Source organism: Pseudomonas sp. HAR-UPW-AIA-41, from assembly GCF_002304225.1.
Lineage (GTDB): Bacteria > Pseudomonadota > Gammaproteobacteria > Pseudomonadales > Pseudomonadaceae > Aquipseudomonas.
Genome location: NZ_NSLB01000005.1, coordinates 94,716 through 114,650 on the forward strand (window position 1 = coordinate 94,716; position 19,935 = coordinate 114,650).

Annotated in this window: 18 protein-coding genes; 9 read left to right on the forward strand and 9 right to left on the reverse strand. The window is 63.9% G+C overall.

The features are described 5' to 3' along the window. Nucleotides 1-45 precede the first annotated feature (45 nt). Genes gatB through gatC form a run of 3 tightly spaced genes read right to left on the reverse strand, consistent with a single transcriptional unit; the run spans nucleotide 46 to nucleotide 3,247 of the window. Nucleotides 46-1,491, reverse strand: coding sequence for an Asp-tRNA(Asn)/Glu-tRNA(Gln) amidotransferase subunit GatB (gene gatB / locus CK486_RS11475; RefSeq protein WP_095940435.1), 1,446 nt, complete (start codon nucleotides 1,489-1,491; stop codon nucleotides 46-48). An 11-nt stretch (nucleotides 1,492-1,502) separates the two neighbouring features. Continuing rightward, nucleotides 1,503-2,954 carry an Asp-tRNA(Asn)/Glu-tRNA(Gln) amidotransferase subunit GatA gene (gene gatA / locus CK486_RS11480; RefSeq protein WP_095940653.1) on the reverse strand — a complete coding sequence of 484 codons (1,452 nt, stop codon included), beginning with the start codon at nucleotides 2,952-2,954 and terminating at the stop codon, nucleotides 1,503-1,505. Between the two features lie 5 nt (nucleotides 2,955-2,959). After that, complete coding sequence (gene gatC / locus CK486_RS11485; protein ID WP_095940436.1) at nucleotides 2,960-3,247, reverse strand: Asp-tRNA(Asn)/Glu-tRNA(Gln) amidotransferase subunit GatC; 288 nt, start codon at nucleotides 3,245-3,247, stop codon at nucleotides 2,960-2,962. A gap of 223 nt (nucleotides 3,248-3,470) precedes the next feature. Here gatC and mreB point away from each other — a divergent pair, with 223 nt between their 5' ends. The 8 genes from mreB to tldD all read left to right on the forward strand — a co-directional run bounded on the left by mreB (nucleotide 3,471) and on the right by tldD (nucleotide 14,372). Then, nucleotides 3,471-4,508, forward strand: a complete 1,038-nt coding sequence (gene mreB / locus CK486_RS11490; protein WP_095940437.1) for a rod shape-determining protein MreB — start codon at nucleotides 3,471-3,473, stop codon at nucleotides 4,506-4,508. A 64-nt stretch (nucleotides 4,509-4,572) separates the two neighbouring features. After that, nucleotides 4,573-5,595: a rod shape-determining protein MreC gene (gene mreC / locus CK486_RS11495; RefSeq protein WP_095940438.1), complete on the forward strand. Its 1,023-nt coding sequence runs from the start codon at nucleotides 4,573-4,575 to the stop codon at nucleotides 5,593-5,595. Beyond that, nucleotides 5,582-6,073, forward strand: a complete 492-nt coding sequence (mreD, locus tag CK486_RS11500; protein WP_095940439.1) for a rod shape-determining protein MreD — start codon at nucleotides 5,582-5,584, stop codon at nucleotides 6,071-6,073. Before mreC ends, mreD begins: the two co-directional genes overlap by 14 nt. Before the next feature lie 33 nt (nucleotides 6,074-6,106). Beyond that, nucleotides 6,107-6,691 (forward strand): nucleoside triphosphate pyrophosphatase, encoded by a 585-nt coding sequence (locus CK486_RS11505; RefSeq protein ID WP_095940440.1) that lies wholly within the window; start codon nucleotides 6,107-6,109, stop codon nucleotides 6,689-6,691. A 7-nt stretch (nucleotides 6,692-6,698) separates the two neighbouring features. Beyond that, the gene (gene rng / locus CK486_RS11510; RefSeq protein ID WP_095940441.1) at nucleotides 6,699-8,156 is read left to right on the forward strand and encodes a ribonuclease G; all 1,458 of its coding nucleotides are present in this window, start codon (nucleotides 6,699-6,701) and stop codon (nucleotides 8,154-8,156) included. A gap of 22 nt (nucleotides 8,157-8,178) precedes the next feature. Beyond that, on the forward strand, nucleotides 8,179-11,991 hold the full coding sequence (locus CK486_RS11515) for a YhdP family protein (RefSeq protein WP_095940442.1): 3,813 nt from the start codon (nucleotides 8,179-8,181) through the stop codon (nucleotides 11,989-11,991). A 60-nt stretch (nucleotides 11,992-12,051) separates the two neighbouring features. Continuing rightward, nucleotides 12,052-12,912 (forward strand): carbon-nitrogen hydrolase family protein, encoded by an 861-nt coding sequence (locus CK486_RS11520; RefSeq protein ID WP_095940443.1) that lies wholly within the window; start codon nucleotides 12,052-12,054, stop codon nucleotides 12,910-12,912. A gap of 2 nt (nucleotides 12,913-12,914) precedes the next feature. Beyond that, nucleotides 12,915-14,372, forward strand: coding sequence for a metalloprotease TldD (gene tldD / locus CK486_RS11525; protein ID WP_095940444.1), 1,458 nt, complete (start codon nucleotides 12,915-12,917; stop codon nucleotides 14,370-14,372). Between the two features lie 29 nt (nucleotides 14,373-14,401). Here the strand turns inward: tldD and yjgA are convergent, their stop codons facing one another. Next, on the reverse strand, nucleotides 14,402-14,923 hold the full coding sequence (yjgA, locus tag CK486_RS11530) for a ribosome biogenesis factor YjgA (RefSeq protein ID WP_095940445.1): 522 nt from the start codon (nucleotides 14,921-14,923) through the stop codon (nucleotides 14,402-14,404). Nucleotides 14,924-15,016: 93 nt separating this feature from the next. On the opposite strand from yjgA, the gene pmbA reads away from it, so the two are divergent. Continuing rightward, nucleotides 15,017-16,363, forward strand: a complete 1,347-nt coding sequence (gene pmbA, locus CK486_RS11535) for a metalloprotease PmbA (RefSeq protein ID WP_095940446.1) — start codon at nucleotides 15,017-15,019, stop codon at nucleotides 16,361-16,363. Nucleotides 16,364-16,420: 57 nt separating this feature from the next. On the opposite strand, the gene CK486_RS11540 is transcribed toward pmbA, so the two are convergent. From CK486_RS11540 to CK486_RS11560, 5 genes are all read right to left on the reverse strand, one after another. Further along, entirely contained in the window at nucleotides 16,421-16,693 is a 273-nt protein-coding gene (locus CK486_RS11540) for an HPr family phosphocarrier protein (RefSeq protein ID WP_095940447.1), read from the reverse strand. A gap of 12 nt (nucleotides 16,694-16,705) precedes the next feature. Further along, nucleotides 16,706-17,566, reverse strand: a complete 861-nt coding sequence (rapZ, locus tag CK486_RS11545; protein ID WP_095940448.1) for an RNase adapter RapZ — start codon at nucleotides 17,564-17,566, stop codon at nucleotides 16,706-16,708. 3 nt (nucleotides 17,567-17,569) lie between these two features. After that, on the reverse strand, nucleotides 17,570-18,034 hold the full coding sequence (gene ptsN / locus CK486_RS11550) for a PTS IIA-like nitrogen regulatory protein PtsN (protein WP_095940449.1): 465 nt from the start codon (nucleotides 18,032-18,034) through the stop codon (nucleotides 17,570-17,572). A 6-nt stretch (nucleotides 18,035-18,040) separates the two neighbouring features. After that, the gene (gene hpf / locus CK486_RS11555; RefSeq protein ID WP_095940450.1) at nucleotides 18,041-18,349 is read right to left on the reverse strand and encodes a ribosome hibernation-promoting factor, HPF/YfiA family; all 309 of its coding nucleotides are present in this window, start codon (nucleotides 18,347-18,349) and stop codon (nucleotides 18,041-18,043) included. Nucleotides 18,350-18,431: 82 nt separating this feature from the next. Beyond that, nucleotides 18,432-19,922 (reverse strand): RNA polymerase factor sigma-54, encoded by a 1,491-nt coding sequence (locus CK486_RS11560; RefSeq protein ID WP_095940451.1) that lies wholly within the window; start codon nucleotides 19,920-19,922, stop codon nucleotides 18,432-18,434. Between the last annotated feature and the right edge of the window lie 13 nt (nucleotides 19,923-19,935).

A 19,935-nucleotide genomic window follows, 5' to 3' on the forward strand; every position in this document is an offset into this window, starting at 1 on the left:
TCTCCGGACAAAGCAACGCCGGGCGAACCCGGCGTTGATTCAGGCTCAGGACTCGAGCTTTTTCTTCAGCAGTTCGTTCACTTGCGCCGGGTTGGCCTTGCCCTTGGCGGCCTTCATGGCCTGGCCGACGAAGAAGCCGAACATCTTGCCACGCTTGGCTTCGTCGCTGGCGCGGTACTGCTCGACCTGCTCGGCGTTGGCCGCCAGCACTTCGTCGAGCAGCTTCTCGACGGCGCCGCTGTCGGTGTTCTGCACCAGGTCCTTGGCCTTGATGATCGCGTCGGGCGAGCCTTCACCCTCGGCCATGGCGGCGAATACAGTTTTCGCGGCCTTGCCGTTGATGGTGCCGTCCTTCAGGCGCAGGATCATCTCGCCCAGGTGCTGGGCGGAAACAGGCGACTGCTCGATCTCCAGGCCGTCCTTGTTGAGCAGGCTGGAAAGCTCGCCCATCACCCAGTTGGCGGCCAGTTTGGCGTCGCCGCAGACCGCTGCGACCTGCTCGAAGTATTCGGCCATCTCGCGGCTGGCCGACAGTACGGTGGCGTCGTAGGCCGACAGGCCGTACTGGCTCTGGAAGCGCTCGCGTTTCTGAGTCGGCAGCTCCGGCAGCTGGCTGCGGACTTCCTCGATGAAGCTGTCTTCCAGTACCACCGGCAGCAGGTCGGGGCAGGGGAAGTAACGGTAGTCGTTGGCTTCTTCCTTGCCGCGCATGGAGCGGGTCTCGTCCTTGTTCGGGTCGTACAGGCGGGTTTCCTGCACCACCTTGCCGCCATCCTCGATCAGCTCGATCTGACGCTGGATCTCGTGGTTGATGGCCTTTTCGATGAATCGGAACGAGTTGACGTTCTTGATCTCGGCGCGGGTGCCGAACTCGGCCTGGCCCTTGGGACGTACCGAGACGTTGCAGTCGCAGCGCAGCGAGCCTTCGGCCATGTTGCCGTCGCAGATGCCGAGGTAGCGGACCAGTGCGTGAATGGATTTCACATAGGCGACCGCCTCTTTCGCCGAGCGGATATCCGGTTCGGAGACGATTTCCAGCAGCGGGGTGCCGGCGCGGTTGAGGTCGATGCCGCTCATGCCGTGGAAGTCTTCGTGCAGGCTCTTGCCGGCGTCCTCTTCCAGATGTGCGCGGGTGATGCCGATGCGCTTGACGGTGCCGTCTTCCAAGGTGATGTCCAGGTGGCCTTTGCCAACCACCGGATGGTCCATCTGGCTGGTCTGGTAGCCCTTGGGCAGGTCCGGGTAGAAGTAGTTCTTGCGTGCGAACACGTTGGTGCGGCCCAGTTCGGCGTCGATCGCCAGGCCGAATTTCACCGCCATGCGCACGGCCTCGGCATTGAGCACCGGCAGGGTGCCGGGCATGCCCAGGTCAACCAGGCTGGCCTGAGTGTTGGGCTCGGCGCCGAAGGTGGTGGCGCTGGCCGAGAAAATCTTCGATTGGGTGCTGAGCTGGGCGTGGATTTCCAGCCCGATCACGGTTTCCCATTGCATTGCGGTCGTCCTCAGAATCCGGTCGGGGCTTGGCGGTGCCAGTCAGTGACCTGCTGGTACTGATGGGCCACGTTGAGCAGGCGTGCTTCCTGGAAGTAGGGCGCCAGCAGCTGCACGCCGACCGGCAGGCCGTCGACGAAGCCGGCGGGCATGGACAGCCCCGGAATGCCGGCCAGGTTGGCGGTGATGGTGTAGATGTCTTCCAGGTAGGCCGAAACCGGGTCGGCATTCTTCTCGCCGATCTTCCAGGCCAGGTTCGGTGTGGTCGGGCCGATGATCAGGTCGACCTCGTTGAAGGCCGCGACGAAGTCGTTCTTGATCAGCCGGCGGATCTGCTGGGCCTTGATGTAGTAGGCGTCGTAGTAGCCGGCCGACAGGGCGTAGGTGCCGACCATGATGCGGCGTTTCACTTCGGCGCCGAAGCCTTCGCCGCGCGAGCGCTTGTACAGGTCTTCGAGGTTGACCGGGTTTTCGCAGCGGTAGCCGAAGCGCACACCGTCGAAGCGCGACAGGTTGGAGCTGGCTTCTGCCGGGGCGATCACGTAATAGGCCGGAATCGCATGCTGCATGTTCGGCAGGGAGATGTCCTTCACTGTGGCACCGAGCTTTTTCAGCTCTTCGACCACGGCCAGTACCTTCTCGCCGATACGCGCGTCGAGGCCGGCGCCGAAGTATTCCCTGGGCAGACCGATACGCAGGCCGGCCAGCGGCTTGTCGAGGGCTGCCAGGTAGTCATCCAGCGGCTGATCGACACTGGTCGAGTCCTTGGGGTCGAAGCCGGCCATGGCCTGCAGCAGCAGGGCGCAGTCCTCGGCGTTGCGGGCCAGCGGGCCGCCCTGGTCGAGGCTGGAGGCGTAGGCGATCATGCCCCAGCGCGAAACGCGGCCGTAGGTGGGCTTGAGGCCGGTCAGGTTGGTCAGTGCCGCCGGCTGGCGGATCGAGCCGCCGGTGTCGGTGCCGGTCGCAGCAGGAATCAGGCGCGCAGCCACTGCAGCGGCCGAGCCGCCGGAGGAACCGCCCGGTACGCGGGTCAGGTCCCAGGGGTTCTTCACCGCGCCGTAGTGGCTGGATTCGTTGGCCGAGCCCATGGCGAATTCGTCCATGTTCAGCTTGCCCAGGGTCACGGTCCCGGCGCTCGCGAGCTTTTCGACCACGGTGGCGTTATAGGGCGCCTTGAAGCCGCTGAGGATCTTCGAGGCGCAGCTGGTCAGCACGCTCTGGGTGCAGAACAGGTCCTTGTGGGCGATTGGTGCGCCGAGCAGCGCGCCGCTTTCGCCGGCCGCGCGGCGGTCATCGGCGCTTCTGGCCTGGCTCAGGGCCAGCTCTTCGGTGACGGTGATGAAGCTGTTCAGCTGCGGATCGACCGCCTGGATGCGTGACAGCAGGTTTTGCGTCAGCTCGGTGGCGGAGAAGTCCTTGTTGGCCAGGCCGCTGGCGATCTGGCGCAGGGTCAGTTCATGCATGCTCATTACTCGATCACCTTCGGCACCAGGTACAGGCCGCTTTCCACGGCCGGGGCAATGGCCTGGTAGGCCTCGCGCTGGTTGGTTTCGGTCACCACGTCGGCGCGCAGACGCTGGGTGGCTTCCAGCGGGTGAGCCAGCGGCTCGATGCCGGTGGTATCGACGGCCTGCATGGCGTCGATCAGACCGAGGATGTTGTTGAGGGTGTCGGTGGTTTGCGGAACTTCCGCCTCGGTCAGGCCCAGGCGGGCCAGATGGGCGATTTTTTCCACGTCGGAGCGTTCAAGCGCCATCGGGAGTCTCCAAAGGAAGGCCTGCGAGTGACCAGGCAAAAAACAGGCAGGGCAACTATGTGCCAGGCAGGCGGTCAAACGCCGTGCTGACGGGCCGAACAGGCCCGGAAAAACAGGCAATCTACCACAGCGCGCGGGTTGCCCAAAAGGCTGCCGGTTGATAGAGTTTGCCGCACTTTTTTACCCAGCGTTTTTTCACGCTCTGTCTAGGGTTTTTCATCCCATGTTCAAGAAACTGCGTGGCATGTTTTCCAGCGATCTGTCGATCGACCTGGGTACCGCCAACACCCTGATCTATGTGCGCGAGCGCGGCATCGTCCTCAACGAGCCTTCCGTGGTCGCCATTCGCAACGTCGGCACGCAGAAGAGCGTGGTGGCGGTCGGTACCGAAGCCAAGCGCATGCTCGGCCGTACCCCGGGCAACATCCAGGCCATCCGCCCGATGAAGGACGGCGTGATCGCCGACTTCAGCGTGTGCGAGAAAATGCTGCAGTTCTTCATCAACAAGGTCCACGAGAACAGCTTCCTGCAGCCGTCGCCGCGCGTGCTGATCTGCGTGCCGTGCAAGTCGACTCAGGTCGAGCGTCGTGCCATCAAGGAATCGGCCCTCGGTGCCGGTGCCCGCGAGGTGTATCTGATCGATGAGCCGATGGCTGCTGCCATCGGCGCCGGCCTGCCGGTGGAAGAGGCGCGTGGTTCGATGGTTGTCGACATCGGCGGTGGTACTACCGAGATCGCGCTGATCTCCCTGAACGGTGTGGTCTATGCCGAATCCGTGCGTGTCGGCGGCGACCGCTTCGACGAAGCCATCGTCACCTACGTGCGCCGCAACTACGGTTCGCTGATCGGTGAATCCACTGCCGAGCGCATCAAGCAGGAAATCGGCACCGCCTTCCCGGGCGGCGAAGTGCGCGAAATCGACGTGCGCGGCCGCAACCTGGCCGAAGGCGTACCGCGCAGCTTCACCCTGAACTCCAACGAAGTGCTCGAAGCGCTGCAGGAGTCGCTGGCGACCATCGTTCAGGCGGTCAAGAGCGCTCTGGAGCAGTCGCCGCCGGAACTGGCTGCCGACATCGCCGAGCGTGGTCTGGTGCTGACCGGTGGCGGTGCGCTGCTGCGTGATCTGGACAAGCTGCTGTCGCAGGAAACCGGTCTGCCGGTGATCGTCGCCGAGGATCCGCTGACCTGCGTGGCCCGCGGTGGCGGCAAGGCGCTGGAAATGATGGAGCGCCACACGCTGGAACTGCTCTCCACCGAGTAAGCCTGGCGCTGCAATACCGAAGCCGGAAGCCTGACTTCCGGCTTTGCATTTGTGCTGACGCGCAATGGGAGATGCCGTTATCAAACCGCTATTCGTGAAAGGTCCTTCGCTCGGGGTGCGCCTGCTGGTGCTCACCGTGCTGTCGGTCAGCCTGATGGTGGTGGATGCGCGCTTCGATACCCTCAAGCCGCTGCGCAGCCAGATCGGTCTGCTCACCACGCCGCTGTACTGGCTGGCCGATCTGCCCAATCGCCTGTGGGACGACATGACCCAGTCGATCAGCAGTCGCAGCGAACTGCTGGCCGAGAACGAGAAGCTCAAGGCCGAGGCTCTGCTGCTGCAGCGGCGCCTGCAGAAGCTGGCGGCGCTGACCGAGCAGAATGTGCGCCTGCGTGAGCTGCTCAATTCCGCCGAGCTGGTCGATGAGCAGGTACTGGTCAGCGAGCTGATCGGTGTCGACCCCAATCCCTTTACCCAACGCGTGATTATCGACAAGGGCAGCAAGGACGGCGTGACTCTGGGCATGCCGGTGCTTGACGCCCGTGGCCTGATGGGCCAGGTGGTCGAGGTCATGCCCTACAGTGCGCGCGTGCTGCTGCTGACCGACGCCACCCACGGCATTCCGGTGCAGGTCAACCGCAATGGTCTGCGCGCCATTGCCAACGGCACGGGCAACCCGGGACTGATCGAGTTGCGGCATGTCGCCGACACGGCCGACATCAAGGAAGGTGATCTGCTGGTCAGCTCCGGCCTGGGGCAGCGCTTCCCGGCGGGTTACCCGGTGGCGGTCGTCAAGGAAGTGGTGCGTGACTCGGGTCAGCCGTTTGCCATTGTCCGTGCCGAGCCGACTGCCGCCCTGAGCCGCAGCCGCTATCTGTTGCTGGTGTTCAGTGACCAGCGCTCGCCCGAGCAGCGTGCCACCGACTCGGCGGAGGCTCAGGAAGCCGCTGACCGCGATGCTGCAGCAAAACAGGAGGCTGCAGCCTCGGCACCGGCACCGGCACCGGCACCGGCACCGGCACCTGGCACCGCAGCGGCGCCTGCTGCCCCGGCCGCCACAGGGGAGAACCACAATGGTCGTGACTAGATCGCGCAACGGCTGGGTGATCTGGCTCAGTCTGGTGTTGGCGTTGCTGCTTTCGGTGGCGCCGATGCCTGCCTTTCTCGAGGCGGGCCGCCCGCTGTGGCTGGCACTGTTTATCACCTACTGGGTACTGGCCCTGCCGCACCGGGTGGGCATGGTGACGGCTTGGCTGTTCGGCCTGTTTGCTGATGTGCTCTATGGCAGCCTGCTGGGGCAGAACGCTCTGGTGCTGATGCTGACCACCTTTTTCGTACTGACCCTGCATCAGCGTCTGCGCCTATTCCCGTTATGGCAACAGAGTGTGGTGTTGCTGGTGCTGTTCGGTATCCCGCAGCTGGTGCAGCTGTGGTTGTTCGCTCTGGCGGGCAATCGTCCGCCGGAGGCGTTGAAATTCCTCTATCCGGTGCTGATCAGCGCGCTGCTCTGGCCCTGGGTGCATACCCTGCTGCGTGGCCTGCGCGTACGACTGCAGGTCAGCTGACGACCCGCTGGCGGCGCCGACAAGGAGATGTTCATGCCCACCCTGTTCCTTGCGTCGGCCTCGCCGCGCCGCGCCGAGTTGCTCGGCCAGATCGCCGTGCCCTTCCAGCGGGTCAGCGCGAGCATCGATGAAACCCCACGTGAGGCCGAAGATCCCGCTGCCTATGTCGAGCGGCTGGCGCTGGAGAAGGCGCAGGCTGGTCTGCAGCAGCTGCAGCAGGATGCCGGGGCGGTGGTGCTGGGCGCCGATACGGCGGTGGTGCTGGACGGGCGGATACTCGGCAAACCGCAGGACCGCGCCGATGCGCTGGCCATGCTGGCTGCGTTGTCCGGGCGTGAGCATCAGGTGCTGACGGCTGTTGCTCTGTGTTCAGCCACGCGCTCGGCCTCCGTGGTAGTGGCCAGTCAGGTGCGCTTTGCTGCTATCAGCCCGGCTCAGGCTGAAGCCTACTGGGCCAGTGGCGAGCCGCTGGACAAGGCCGGCAGCTATGCCATTCAGGGGCTGGGGGCTGTGTTCGTAGCCGGCATGAGTGGTAGTTATTCGGCTGTGGTCGGCCTGCCGCTGTGCGAAACTGCCAGTCTACTGGCCGAATTCGGCATCCCCTGCTGGCAGATGTGAGCTGAGCATGAGCGAAGAGATTCTGATCAACATCACCCCGATGGAGTCCCGCGTTGCGGTGGTGGAAAACGGCGTGCTGCAGGAAGTTCACGTCGAGCGTACGCAAAAGCGCGGCATTGTCGGCAACATCTATAAAGGCAAGGTGGTTCGTGTGCTGCCGGGCATGCAGGCGGCCTTCGTCGATATCGGCCTGGAACGCGCGGCGTTCATCCATGCCGGCGAGATATCCAGCCGTGAAGGCAGTGCCGTGGAGTCCATCAGCGCTCTGGTGCATGAGGGGCAGAGCCTGGTGGTACAGGTGACCAAGGACCCGATCGGCAGCAAGGGCGCGCGCCTGACCACGCAGCTGTCGATTCCTTCGCGCTATCTGGTGTATATGCCGCGCACTGCCCATGTCGGCATTTCCCTGAAGATCGAAGACGAAGCCGAGCGCGAGCGCCTGAAGAAGGTGGTGACCGACTGTGTGGCAGCCGAAGGCATCGAGGAGGCGGGCGGCTTTATCCTGCGCACGGCCGCCGATGGCGCCAAGGCCGAGGATATCCTCGCCGATATCCGCTATCTGCGCCGCCTGTGGCAGCAGATTTCAAGCCAGATGCAGACGGCCAAGACGCCCTCGGTGATCTATGAAGACCTGTCGCTGGCTCTGCGCACCCTGCGTGATCTGGTCAATTCGCGCATCGAGAAGATCCGCATTGATTCGCGCGAGACCTTCCAGAAAGTCACCCAGTTCGTCGATGAGCTGATGCCCGAGGTGGCTGACCGTCTGGAGCATTACCCGGGCGAGCGGCCGATCTTTGATCTGTATGGCGTCGAGGATGAAATCCAGAAGGCGCTGGAACGCAAGGTGCTGCTGAAGTCCGGTGGCTACCTGATCATCGACCCGACCGAGGCGATGACCACCATCGATGTGAACACCGGCGCTTTCGTCGGCCATCGCACGTTGGAAGAGACCATCTTCAAGACCAATCTCGAGGCGGCCACGGCCATTGCCCGTCAGCTGCGCCTGCGCAACCTCGGTGGCATCATCATCATCGACTTCATCGACATGGAAGATGAAGAGCATCAGCGCCAGGTGCTGCGCACTCTGGAGAAGCAGCTCGAACGTGACCATGCCAAGACCAACATCATCGGCATCACCGAGCTGGGGCTGGTGCAGATGACCCGCAAGCGCACCCGCGAGAGCCTGCTGCAGGTGCTCTGCGAGCCGTGCCCGAGCTGTCAGGCGCGTGGCACTCTGAAGACCGCCGAGACCATCTGCTACGAGATCTTCCGCGAGATTCTGCGTGAGGCGCGGGCCTACCAGGCCGAGGGCTACCGGGTGCTGGCCAACCAGAAGGTGATCGACCGCCTGCTCGACGAGGAGTCGGGCAATGTCGCCGATCTGGAGGCTTTCATCGGCCGACCGATCAAGTTCCAGGTCGAGGCCATGTACTCCCAGGAACAGTATGACGTGGTGCTGCTCTGATGCCGTTTGAGGGCGCTGCGGCATGAGCCGTCTGGGGCTCTGGCTGATCCGCCTGCTGCGTGGCCTGCTCGGTCTGGCCGCGTTTGTTCTGGTGTTGCTGGCGCTCTATGTCAGCCTCGGGCGCGAACTGGCACCGCTGGTTGCCGAATATCACGACGAGGTTGAGCAGCGGGCCAGTCAGGCGCTGGGGCTGCCGGTGCGTATCGGTCGCCTGCAGGGTGAGTGGAGCGGCCTGGCGCCGCGTCTGGTGGCGTACGACGTCGAACTGGGCGACGGGCAGCAGGGCCTGCAACTGCAGCAGATTGCCGTGGTACCGGCCGTTCTCGACAGTCTGCTGACTCGTGCGCCGCGCCTACGGCATGTTGAGCTGGCAGGCCTGCAATTACGCGTGGCGCAGGATGCCGCGGGTGACTGGCAGTTGCAGGGCTTGCCCAGCCGTCAGCCCGGGGCGGCGCTGGAGCCGCAGCAACTGCTGGCGGCGCTGGGCATGATCCAGCACCTGACTCTGCTCGACAGCCAACTGATCATTCAGCGCCAGGGCGCGGAGCCGCTGAGCCTGACCTATCTGGGCTTTACCCTGCACACGGGAAGGCGCCTGCACCTGGATGCCCGGGTAACCCTGCCGGATGGTCAGCCCCTGGCCCTGCAGCTCAAGGTGCGGCCGGACCTGAAGAACTGGCAGCAGTCGCCGGCGCAGCTCTACCTGAGTCTGCCGCAAAGCAACTGGGCGCAGTGGCTGCCGCAACAACTGTTGCGTGACTGGCGCTTTGCCGAACTCAAGGGCGGCGGTGAGCTGTGGCTGGACTGGCAGGGCCGTCTTCAGGGCGCCGTGGCCCGCCTGCATTTACCCAGCGTCAAGGCCAGTCATGCCAGCTACACCCCGCAGCAGTTCAGCGACCTGGGCTTTACCGCGCACTTCCGTCACACCGACACGGGCTACCGCTTCGTTGTCGAAGAGCTGGGCTTGACCTACGACCAGCGGCGCTGGGGGCCGGTGGTGGTGGGTGTCGAACATCAGCATGAAACCGATGAGGTGCAGGCCGAATGGCGCATCAGCGCCGATGAGCTGCAGCTGGCGCCGATTGCCCATGCGGTGAATGCGCTGGCGCCGCTGCCGGACAAGGCCCGGGAAGTGCTCAAGGCGCTGCGCCCGCGGGGCACCCTGAGCAACCTGCAGGTGGACTGGCGCCCCCAGCGGGAAGGGGCCAAGCGTCTGGAGTTTGCCGCTAATCTGGAGCAGGTCGGTGTCTCTGCCTGGGAGGGGGCGCCGGCGGCGGAAAATGTCAGTGGCAGCGTCAGCGGCGATTTGCAGCAGGGACAACTGCGTCTGGCCAGCGAGGCGTTCGGTCTGCATTTTGCCACGCTGTTCCCCGAGCTCTGGCGCTACCACGAGGCCGGCGCACTGCTCAAATGGCAGCTGAACGAGCAGGAGCTGGTGCTCAACAGTCCCTACCTGCGCCTGCGTGGCGACGAGGGCGAACTGGCCGGTGATTTCACCGTGCGCCTGATGCGTGATGCGCAGGCCGAGGACTACATGGACCTGCGGGTCGGCCTGCGTCAGGGGCAGGCGCAGGCGGCCAAGAAATACCTGCCGAGCCGTTCGCCAGGCTTCAGCCCTGAACTGGCCAAGTGGCTGGATGAAGCCATCCGGGGGGCACGTATCGAAGAGGGGGTCTTCGAGTACCAGGGCTCACTGATGAAAGGTGCAGACCCGGCCGCCAGCAGTATTGGCCTCTACTTCAAGGTCAGCGAGGCAGAGCTGGATTATCAGCCGGGCTGGCCGGCTCTGCGCCAGGCGGCCGGTGAAGTCTGGGTCGAAGACAGTGGCGTGCAGGTGCGCGTCAGCAGCGGCCAGTTGCATGACAGTCGGGTACGCCAGGCAGTGGCCCGGGTGCCTCATGTTGCCGCCGGGCAGGTACCTCGTCTGCTGCTTCAGGCGGATCTGGACAGCAGTGTGGAAGATGCCCTGCGCACGCTGCGCGAGGCGCCGATCCCCAATCAGGATTTTGCCGACTGGCGTGGTCAGGGCGCGCTGAGCGCCAAGCTGCAACTGGATATCCCGCTGGCAGCCGGTGCCGCGCCGGGTGTACAGGTGGCCTTTAGCAGCGAGGATGCCAGTTTGCAGCTGAGCAATCCTGTGCTGTCGTTGAGCCGCATCAAGGGCGATTTCAACTTTGACCTGGCCAAGGGACTCAGTGCTCAGGCGGTGTCGGCGCGGGTTCTGGAACATGAGGTGCGTGGCCGCATTCGTGCTGAGGGCAGCGCCGGGCGGCAGCGCACACGCATTGAAGTACAGGGCCGGGCCCCCTTGAAACCGGTACTGGATTGGCTGGCGGTCAGCCAGCCGCTGCCACTGCGCGGCGAATTGCCCTATCAGTTGCAGCTCAATATCGAGGGAGCAGACAGCCTTCTCACGCTCGACAGTGACCTTAGAGGGCTGGCCATCGACTTGCCGCCACCCTTTGGCAAGACCGCTGACGAGCGCCGTACGACCCGCTGGCGCATGACGCTGGCTGGCGCACAGCGGCGTTATCAGCTGGAGCAGCCGGAGCAGCTCAGCCTGGTAATGCAAATGCCGCCGGGAGACTGGGCCAGGGCCGCGACTGCCGTGGTGATTGGTCCGGGCAAGGCCATACTGCCGGCACAAGCCGGACTGCGTGTGCGCGGCGAGCTGGCCGAGTTCTCGCTGGAGGACTGGCAGGCAGCGCTCAAACCCTATGCGCAGAATGCCGTGCGTCCGACTGTGGCTGCCGATGTCGCCCTGCAGATTGGTCGTTTCCGGGGCTTCGGCATTGACCAGCAGCAGGTTGGCGTAACCCTGCAGCGAGCTGAAGGCGCCTGGAAACTGGGCGTCGACAGTCCGCTGGCCAGGGGGAAGGTGAGTGTGGCGGATGCTTCTGGCGAGCCGATGCAGGTGAGTCTGGATTATCTGTCGCTGCCCAAGTCTGAGGCGCTCAAGGGCGTGGATGTGGAGAGCAGTGACCCGCTTGGCAGTGTCGATCCGCGCATTCTGCCGGCGATGGATGTGCAGATCGCCAAGGTGCTTTACGGTAACGAGCTACTGGGTAGCTGGCGTTTCAAGGCACGCCCGCAGACGCAGGGCAGTCAGTTCAGTGATCTGCAGCTGGAACTCAAGGGTATGCTGCTCAACGGCTCGCTGAGCTGGAACCAGGAGGCCGGCGGCTCGCGTACCACCTATCAGGGGCGTCTGGCCGGGGGCAACCTGCGCGATGTGCTGACGGCCTGGGGCTATGCGCCCACGGTGAGCAGCGAGCATTTTCGCCTGGATGTGGCCGGCGACTGGCCCGGCTCGCCGGCCGGGCTGAGCCTCAAGCGGTTCTCCGGAACCCTGGACGCCAGCCTGCGTAAAGGTGCTATCAGTAATGTCGAGGGCGGAGCGCAGGCCCTGCGGGTCTTCGGTCTGCTCAACTTCAACGCGATTGGCCGCCGCTTGCGTCTGGATTTCAGCGACCTGTTCGGTGAGGGCCTGGCCTATGACCGGATGAAGGTGCGCCTGGAAGGGCCGCAGGGGGTATTTGTCACGCGCGAACCGCTGCGCATCGAGGGGCCCTCCACGCTGATCGAATTGAATGGCACCCTGGACATGGCCAGGGATCAGATCAATGCGAAGCTGCTGGTGTCGCTGCCGGTCAGCAACAACCTGCCGCTGGCGGCCCTGATTGCCGGGGCTCCGGCCATCGGGGGGGCGCTGTTCGTGGTCGACAAGCTGCTCGGTGACCGGGTGGCACGCGTGGCCAGTGTGAAATACCACGTCAGCGGGCCCTGGCAGGATCCGCAGATCAGCTTCCTCAAACCGGATCAGCAGAAACCCTGAGCAGCCTGTGCTTGCCTGTGTCAGTCTGATGACTGTCAGGGTGAATGAAGTCGAGACGTCATGACAATTGCAGTAATTCAAATGGTCAGTCAGGCCGACGTTGCGCAGAACCTGCGTGATGCCCGGCGTCTGCTGGAACGAGCCGCAGAGGCCGGCGCGCGGCTGGCGGTGTTGCCGGAAAATTTTGCCGCCATCGGCCGCAGCGATCTGCCTGCATTGGGCGCGGCCGAGGCGCGCGGTGAAGGACCGATTCTGCCGTGGCTGCGTCAAAGCTGCCGTGATCTGGGCCTGTGGCTCGTGGCGGGGACCATCCCGTTACCGCCCGATGCTAAGCCCGACGCGCGCCCGCATGCCTGTTCGCTGCTGCTGGATGATCAGGGTCAGCGCGTGGCGCGCTACGACAAACTGCACCTGTTCGATGTCGATGTGGCCGACAGCCGCGGTCGCTACCGTGAGTCGGATGACTATGCCCATGGCAGTCAGGCGGTGGTGGCCGATACGCCCGTGGGGCGTCTGGGGTTGTCGGTGTGCTACGACCTGCGCTTTCCCGAGTTGTACACCGCGCTGCGTGAGCAGGGCGCCGAGCTGATCAGCGTGCCTGCGGCCTTCACCGCCGTGACGGGCGCGGCGCACTGGCAGGTATTGACCCGTGCCCGGGCCATCGAGACGCAGTGCTATGTGCTGGCGGCCAATCAGGGTGGCACCCATCCGGGGCCGCGGCAGACCTTTGGCCACTCGGCCATCATCGATCCCTGGGGCGTGGTGCTGGCCGAGCAGCCTGAAGGTGAGGCGCTGCTGCTGGGCGCGCGAGATGCCCAGGCTCAGGCAGAGATACGTCAGCGCATGCCGATCAGCCAGCACCGGCGCTTTTCCATTTCCCGTATTACCAGTAACGACCGCACGATGGCCGTTTCGGAGTGAACATGAACAATCCCCTGTCCATCGTCAGCGAGCAGTTGCTCAGCCCGGGCGGACTCGATCTCGATCAGCTGCAGGGCATCCTGGGTGAACTGGCCGGCCCCGGTATCGATGCGGCCGACCTGTATTTCCAGGGCCAGGTGTCCGAGTCATGGATGCTGGAGGATGGCATCGTCAAGGAGGGCAGCTTTCACCTGGATCAGGGTGTCGGTGTGCGTGCCCTGTCCGGTGAAAAGACCGGTTTTGCCTACAGCAACAGCCTCACTGCCGAGGCTTTGCGCCAGGCGGCCCGCGCGGCCCGCAGCATTGCCCGTGCCGGGCAGCAGGGGCGGGTGCAGGCGTTTGCACCGGCTTCGGTGCCGGCCCTGTATATCGATGGCAATCCGCTGGATGTGCTCAGCCGTGCGGAAAAGGTCGAGTTGCTCAAACAGGTGGATCAGGCCACGCGTGCCTTCGATCCGCGCATTCAGCAGGTGACCGTGAGCCTGGCCGGCGTCTGGGACCGTGTGCTGGTGGCGGGCATGGATGGCAGTCTGGCGGCGGATATCCGCCCGCTGGTGCGTTTCAATGTCAGTGTCATCGTCGAACAGAATGGTCGCCGCGAGCGCGGTGGCCATGGCGGTGGCGGCCGTACCGATTACCGCTACTTCCTGCAGAAGGCCGGTAGCGAGCAGAACCGCGCCATGGACTATGCCCGCGAGGCGGTGCGCCAGGCGCTGGTCAATCTGGAAGCCGTTCCGGCGCCGGCGGGTACATTGCCGGTGGTGCTCGGCCCGGGCTGGTCCGGGGTGTTGCTGCACGAGGCCGTCGGTCACGGTCTGGAAGGGGATTTCAACCGCAAGGGCAGCTCGGCCTACAGTGGCCGCATCGGCGAGCAGGTGGCTTCCAGCCTGTGCACCATCGTCGACGACGGCACCCTGGCCGATCGCCGCGGCTCACTGAGCGTGGATGACGAGGGCACGCCGACCCAGTGCACCACGCTGATCGAGAACGGCGTGCTCAAGGGCTACATGCAGGACAAGCTGAATGCCCGGCTGATGGGCGTGGCGGCCACCGGCAATGGCCGGCGCGAGTCCTACGCCAATCTGCCGATGCCGCGCATGACCAATACCTACATGCTGGCCGGGCAGAGTGATCCGCAGGAAATCATCGCGTCGGTGGAGCGGGGTATCTACTGTGCCAGCCTCGGCGGTGGTCAGGTGGATATCACCAGTGGCAAGTTCGTCTTCACCACCAGCGAGGCCTACCTGATCGAGAATGGCCGCATCACCACTCCGGTCAAGGGCGCGACCCTGATTGGCAATGGTCCGGAGGCGATGGGGCGGGTGTCGATGGTCGGCAACGACCTGGCGCTGGACAGCGGGGTCGGTACCTGTGGCAAGGATGGTCAGTCGGTGCCGGTGGGCGTGGGTCAGCCGACCCTGAAGATTGATGCCATGACCGTAGGCGGAACTGGGGCCTGATGCTGCACCGGTTCCGCGAGTCGCAGTGGCTAGCGCAGGCCGCGCTGGGTTTCATCCAGTTCGCGGATGTACTTGAACACCTTGCGTGCGGCCGCCGGTGGCTTGCTCTGCGCGGCTTCATGTTGCGCCTGACGCAGCAGCTGACGCAGGTGCTGGGCATCGGCGTCCGGGTACTGGTTGATAAAGTTGTTCAGCGCTTCATCGCTGCCGGTCAGCAGCAGGTCGCGCCAGCGCTCAAGGGCGTGGAAGCGTTCGTTGTACTGGCGGGTAGAGGCGTCCAACTGGTCGATCAGCGTGGTAATCGCCTCGACATCGGCGCTGCGCATCAGTTTGCCGATGTACTGGATATGACGTTTGCGCGCGATGTGCGCCTTGTGCTTCGGCGCATCGTCCAGCGCCTTGCGCAGGGCATCACTGAGCGGCAGCTTGCTCAGCAGCTCAGGCTTGAGGGTGGTCAGGCGTTCGCCCAGGTCCTGCAGCGCATGCAGCTCGCGCTTGACCTGGGTTTTGCTCTTCTCGCCAGAGAAGTCATCGTCGTACATTTCAGACATGGGGCGGATCCAGTGGGGAACGCCGCCATGATAACCAGTCAGGGCCGGCTTGTCCGGCCCGGCCGCGCAGCGGTCAGTGGAACGGAGTAGGTTATGAGTGCAGTTGCCAGTGTCGGACCCCAGGCCTTGCCGGCCCTGCAGGAGCAGGTCGAGGCGATTGTTGCCGAGGCGCGACGGCAGGGCGCGACGGCCTGCGAGGTGGCGGTTTCGCTGGAGCAGGGGTTGTCTACCACGGTGCGTCACGGCGACGTGGAGACTGTGGAGTTCAACCGCGACCAGGGTTTTGGCGTGACCCTCTATGTCGGTCAGCGCAAGGGTTCGGCCAGTACCTCGGCCAGCGGCGCCGAGGCGATTCGCGAGACGGTGGCCGCGGCCCTGGCGATTGCCAGGCACGCCTCCGAGGATGAGTGTGCCGGTCTGGCGGATGCCGAACTGATGGCCCGCGAGCAGGTTGAGCTGGACCTCTACCACCCCTGGGAGCTCCCACCAGAGCGGGCCGTGGAGCTGGCGCTGAGTTGCGAGCAGGCGGCCATGGCCGTTGATCCTCGGGTGCAGAAGGCCGATGGCACGACCCTGAACACCCATCAGGGCTGCCGGGTGTATGGCAACAGTCATGGTTTTATCGGCGGCTATGCCAGCACCCGGCACAGTCTGAGCTGCGTGATGATTGCCGAAAGCACCGGTCAGATGCAGCGCGACTACTGGTACGACGTGGCCCGCCGTGGCGACGATCTGCAGGCGGCCGAGCTGATCGGCCGTCGCGCGGCGGAGCGCGCTGCGGCCCGGCTTGGCGCGCGTAGCGTTCCGACAGGCGAAGTGCCGGTGCTGTTCGCGGCGGAGTTGGCTACCGGCCTCTTTGGCCATTTTCTCGCCGCGATTTCCGGCGGCAATTTGTACCGCAAGTCTTCCTTCCTCGAAGGGGCTCTGGGGCAGCAGGTGTTCCCCGACTGGCTGAGTCTCCACGAGCTGCCGCATCTGCGTGGCGCGCTGGGCAGCGCGGCGTTCGATGGCGACGGTCTGGCGACCTATGCCAAGCCCTTTGTTGAACAGGGGCAACTGGTCAGCTACATCCTCGGTACCTACTCCGGGCGCAAGCTGGGCATGCCCAGCACGGCCAATGCCGGCGGCGTGCACAACCTGCAGGTCAGTCACGGCGACGAGTCCCAGACCGCGCTGCTCAAGCGCATGGGGCGCGGCCTGCTGGTTACCGAGTTGATGGGGCAGGGCCTGAATCTGGTGACGGGCGACTACTCGCGGGGGGCGGCGGGCTACTGGGTGGAAAATGGCGAGATCCAGTTCCCCGTCCATGAAGTCACTATCGCCGGTAACTTGCGCGAGATGTTTGCGCAGATCGTCGCGATTGGCGGTGATGTGGAGCGGCGAGGCAATATCCACACCGGCTCGGTGCTGCTGGAGCGGATGATGGTGGCCGGCAGCTAGGTTCTGCGCGGCCATGAAAAAGGGCGCCAAAGGCGCCCTTTTTCATGGGAGGCGACGCTACTCGCCCTCGTCGAACCTGTTGTTGATCAGTTCGATCAGTGCCGCCAGTGCCGCCTCTTCATCCTCACCTTGGGTCAGTAGATGCACGCTGGTGCCCTTGCCGGCGGCCAGCATCATCACGGCCATGATGCTCTTGCCGTCGACCTGGCTCTCAGCGCTGCGACCTATGCGGACGTTGGAGCTGAACTGGCTGGCTACGCCGACGAATTTGGCCGCCGCGCGTGCATGCAGGCCGAGTTTGTTGATGATGGTGATTTCGCAGGCGGGCATTGCCGTCGATCCTTATTCGCTGAGATCGCGGTGGCGAATCTGTACGTTCTTCAGGGCGGGTTTGAGGGCGGCACCCAGGCGTTCGGCGATGTACACCGAGCGGTGGTGCCCGCCGGTGCAGCCGATGGCGATGGTCACATAGGCGCGATTGCTGGCGGCAAAACGCGGCAGCCACTTCAGCAGGTAGGCGTGGATGTCCTGGTACATTTCTTCGACATCGGCCTGTGCGGCGAGATAGTCGCGGACCGCCTCGTCCCTACCGGACTGCTCGCGCAGTTCGGGCTTCCAATAGGGGTTGGGCAGGCAGCGTACGTCGAAGACCAGATCGGCATCGACCGGCATGCCGCGCTTGAAACCGAATGACTCGACCAGAAAGGCGGTGCCGGGCTCGGGCTTGTTCAGCAGGCGCAGGCGCAGCGTGTCGCGCAGCTGATAGAGGTTGAGACTGGTGGTGTCCAGACGCAGATCCGCCAGGTCGGCAATCGGGTGCAGCAGCGTCGACTCGTCGCGAATGGCTTCGGCCAGTGAACGGTTTTCATTGGTCAGCGGGTGGCGCCGGCGCGTTTCCGAAAAGCGCTTGAGCAGGGTGCTTTCTTCGGCATCGAGAAACAGCACATCGACCTGGATATGTCTTGCCCGGACCTCGGCCAGCAGATCGGGGAAACGCTGCAGATGGCTGGGCAGGTTGCGCGCGTCGATCGACACGGCGACCTGCGGATGCAGCAGCTCGGTATGCACCAGCGCGCGTTCCGCGAGCTCCGGCAGGAGCCCGGCGGGCAGGTTGTCGATGCAATAGAAACCGTTGTCTTCCAGAACATCGAGAGCGGTGCTTTTACCCGAGCCGGAGCGGCCGCTGACGATGATCAGACGCATGATTCAGAGTCCGTTCTGGGCGTCGACAACTGTCTGATACAGACCCTGGCTGTCCTGGGCCTGACGAAGACGATCGCGGATGTCGGCGCGATCAAGCATGCTGGCAATCTGGCGCAGCAGCTCCAGATGTTCGTCGGTCGCCGCTTCCGGTACCAGCAGGACAAACAGCAGATCGACCGGCGCGCCATCGATGGCGTCGAAATCGACGGCTGTTTCCAGATGAAGAACCGCACACAGTGGACTGCTGCAGCCGCTGAGGCGGCAGTGAGGAATGGCGATACCGTTGCCAAACCCGGTTGAGCCGAGTTTTTCGCGGGCTATCAGGCTTTCGAAGATATCGTGCGCATCCAGTTCGCCAAGGTCGCGGGCGGCCAGGGTGGCGATCTGTTCGAGTACGCGTTTCTTGCTGCCGCCCGGCACGTTCACCAGGGAACGGCCGGGGGTCAGGATGGTCTGCAATTGGATCATTGGTTTTTAACGGGCACCGGCGCCTTGTTGTCGCTCGACGAGGCGCTCTTTGTGTTTGATCAGTTGACGATCCAGCTTGTCGGCGAGCAGGTCGATCGCCGCATACATATCGTCGTGTTCAGCGTTGGCGACAATTTCACCGCCAGCGATGTGCAGGGTGGCTTCGATTTTCTGCTTCAGCTTTTCGACTTCCATGATCACCTGAACGTTGGTGATCTTGTCGAAATGACGCTCCAGTCGGCCAAGCTTTTCGCCGATGTAGTCACGCAGGGCGTCGGTCACATCCAGTTGGTGTCCACTGATGTTGACTTGCATACCGCTTTCTCCTTGTTTCCCGTGGAAAGTGGCAGGCTGGAAGGCCTGCCGCCGGAATACGTGTGCGTTGATTGTGCTCGCGTCACATCAGCCGTTTGCGTTCGCTCGACGGCGCTATCCCGAGGGATTCGCGGTACTTGGCTACGGTGCGACGGGCCACTTGAATGCCCTGTGCTTCCAGTAAACCAGCGATCTTGCTGTCACTCAACGGCTTTTTGGCGTTTTCCGCCGCCACCAGTTTCTTGATGATGGCGCGGATCGCGGTGGACGAACACTCGCCCCCTTCGGCGGTGCTGACGTGGCTGGAGAAGAAGTACTTCAGCTCGAAAATACCGCGTGGGGTGTGCATGAATTTCTGTGTGGTGACCCGCGAGATGGTGGATTCATGCATGCCTACCGCTTCGGCGATGTCATGCAGGACCAGAGGCTTCATGGCCTCTTCGCCATACTCGAGGAAACCGCGTTGATGCTCGACGATCTGGGTGGCCACCTTCATCAGGGTTTCGTTACGGCTCTGCAGGCTCTTGATGAACCAGCGCGCCTCCTGCAACTGATTGCGCATGAAGGTGTTGTCGGAACTGCTGTCGGCGCGCTTGACCATGCCGGCGTATTGCGGGTTGACCCGCAGGCGGGGCATGGCTTCCTGATTCAGCTCGACCAGCCAGCGACCGCTGTCCTTGCGCACGATCACGTCGGGGACCACGTACTCGGGTTCGCTGCTTTCGATCTGCGAACCCGGGCGGGGGTTGAGACGTTGAATCAGGTCAATGGCAGGCTTCAGCTCTTCCTCTCGCAGCTTCATGCGCCGCATGATCTGACTGTAGTCGCGGCTGCCGAGAAGGTCGAGGTGGTCGCTGACCAAGCGCTGGGTCTCTTTCAGCCAGGGGGTGCTCGGCGGAAGCTGGCGTAGCTGCAGCAGGAGGCATTCGCGCAGGTCACGGGCGCCGATGCCGGCGGGCTCGAATTGCTGGATGCGGTGCAGAACGGCCTCGATTTCGTCGAGTTCGATATCCAGCTCAGGGTCGAAGCTCTCCAGCAGCTCTTCCAGAGTTTCTTCCAGATAACCGTCGTTGTTGATCGCGTCGATCAGTGTCATGGCAATCAGGCGGTCTTTGTCCGACATCGGCGCCAGATTGAGCTGCCACAGCAGGTGGCTTTGCAGGCTCTCGCCGGCCGAGGTACGGGCTGTGAAGTCCCACTCGTCATCGTCGTTGCTGGGCAGGCTGCTGGCGCTGGTCTGGTAGATGTCTTCCCAGGCGGTGTCAACGGGCAGCTCGCTGGGAATCTGCTCGGACCACTGGTTCTCATCGGGGAGTTCGGCGTTGGCAGGCGCGTCCTGGAAGGTGATTTCCTGCGCGGGAGCGCTGGCCAGCTCATCACCGTCAGCCAGTGGGTCGCTGTTGTCGAAGTCGTCGCCGTCTTCCTGGCGCTCCAGCATCGGGTTGGCTTCAAGCGCTTCCTGAATTTCCTGCTGGAGGTCCAGGGTGGAGAGCTGGAGGAGTTTGATCGCCTGTTGCAGCTGCGGGGTCATCGTCAGCTGCTGGCCCATCTTGAGGACTAGCGAAGGTTTCATGGCAGGAAGCTTT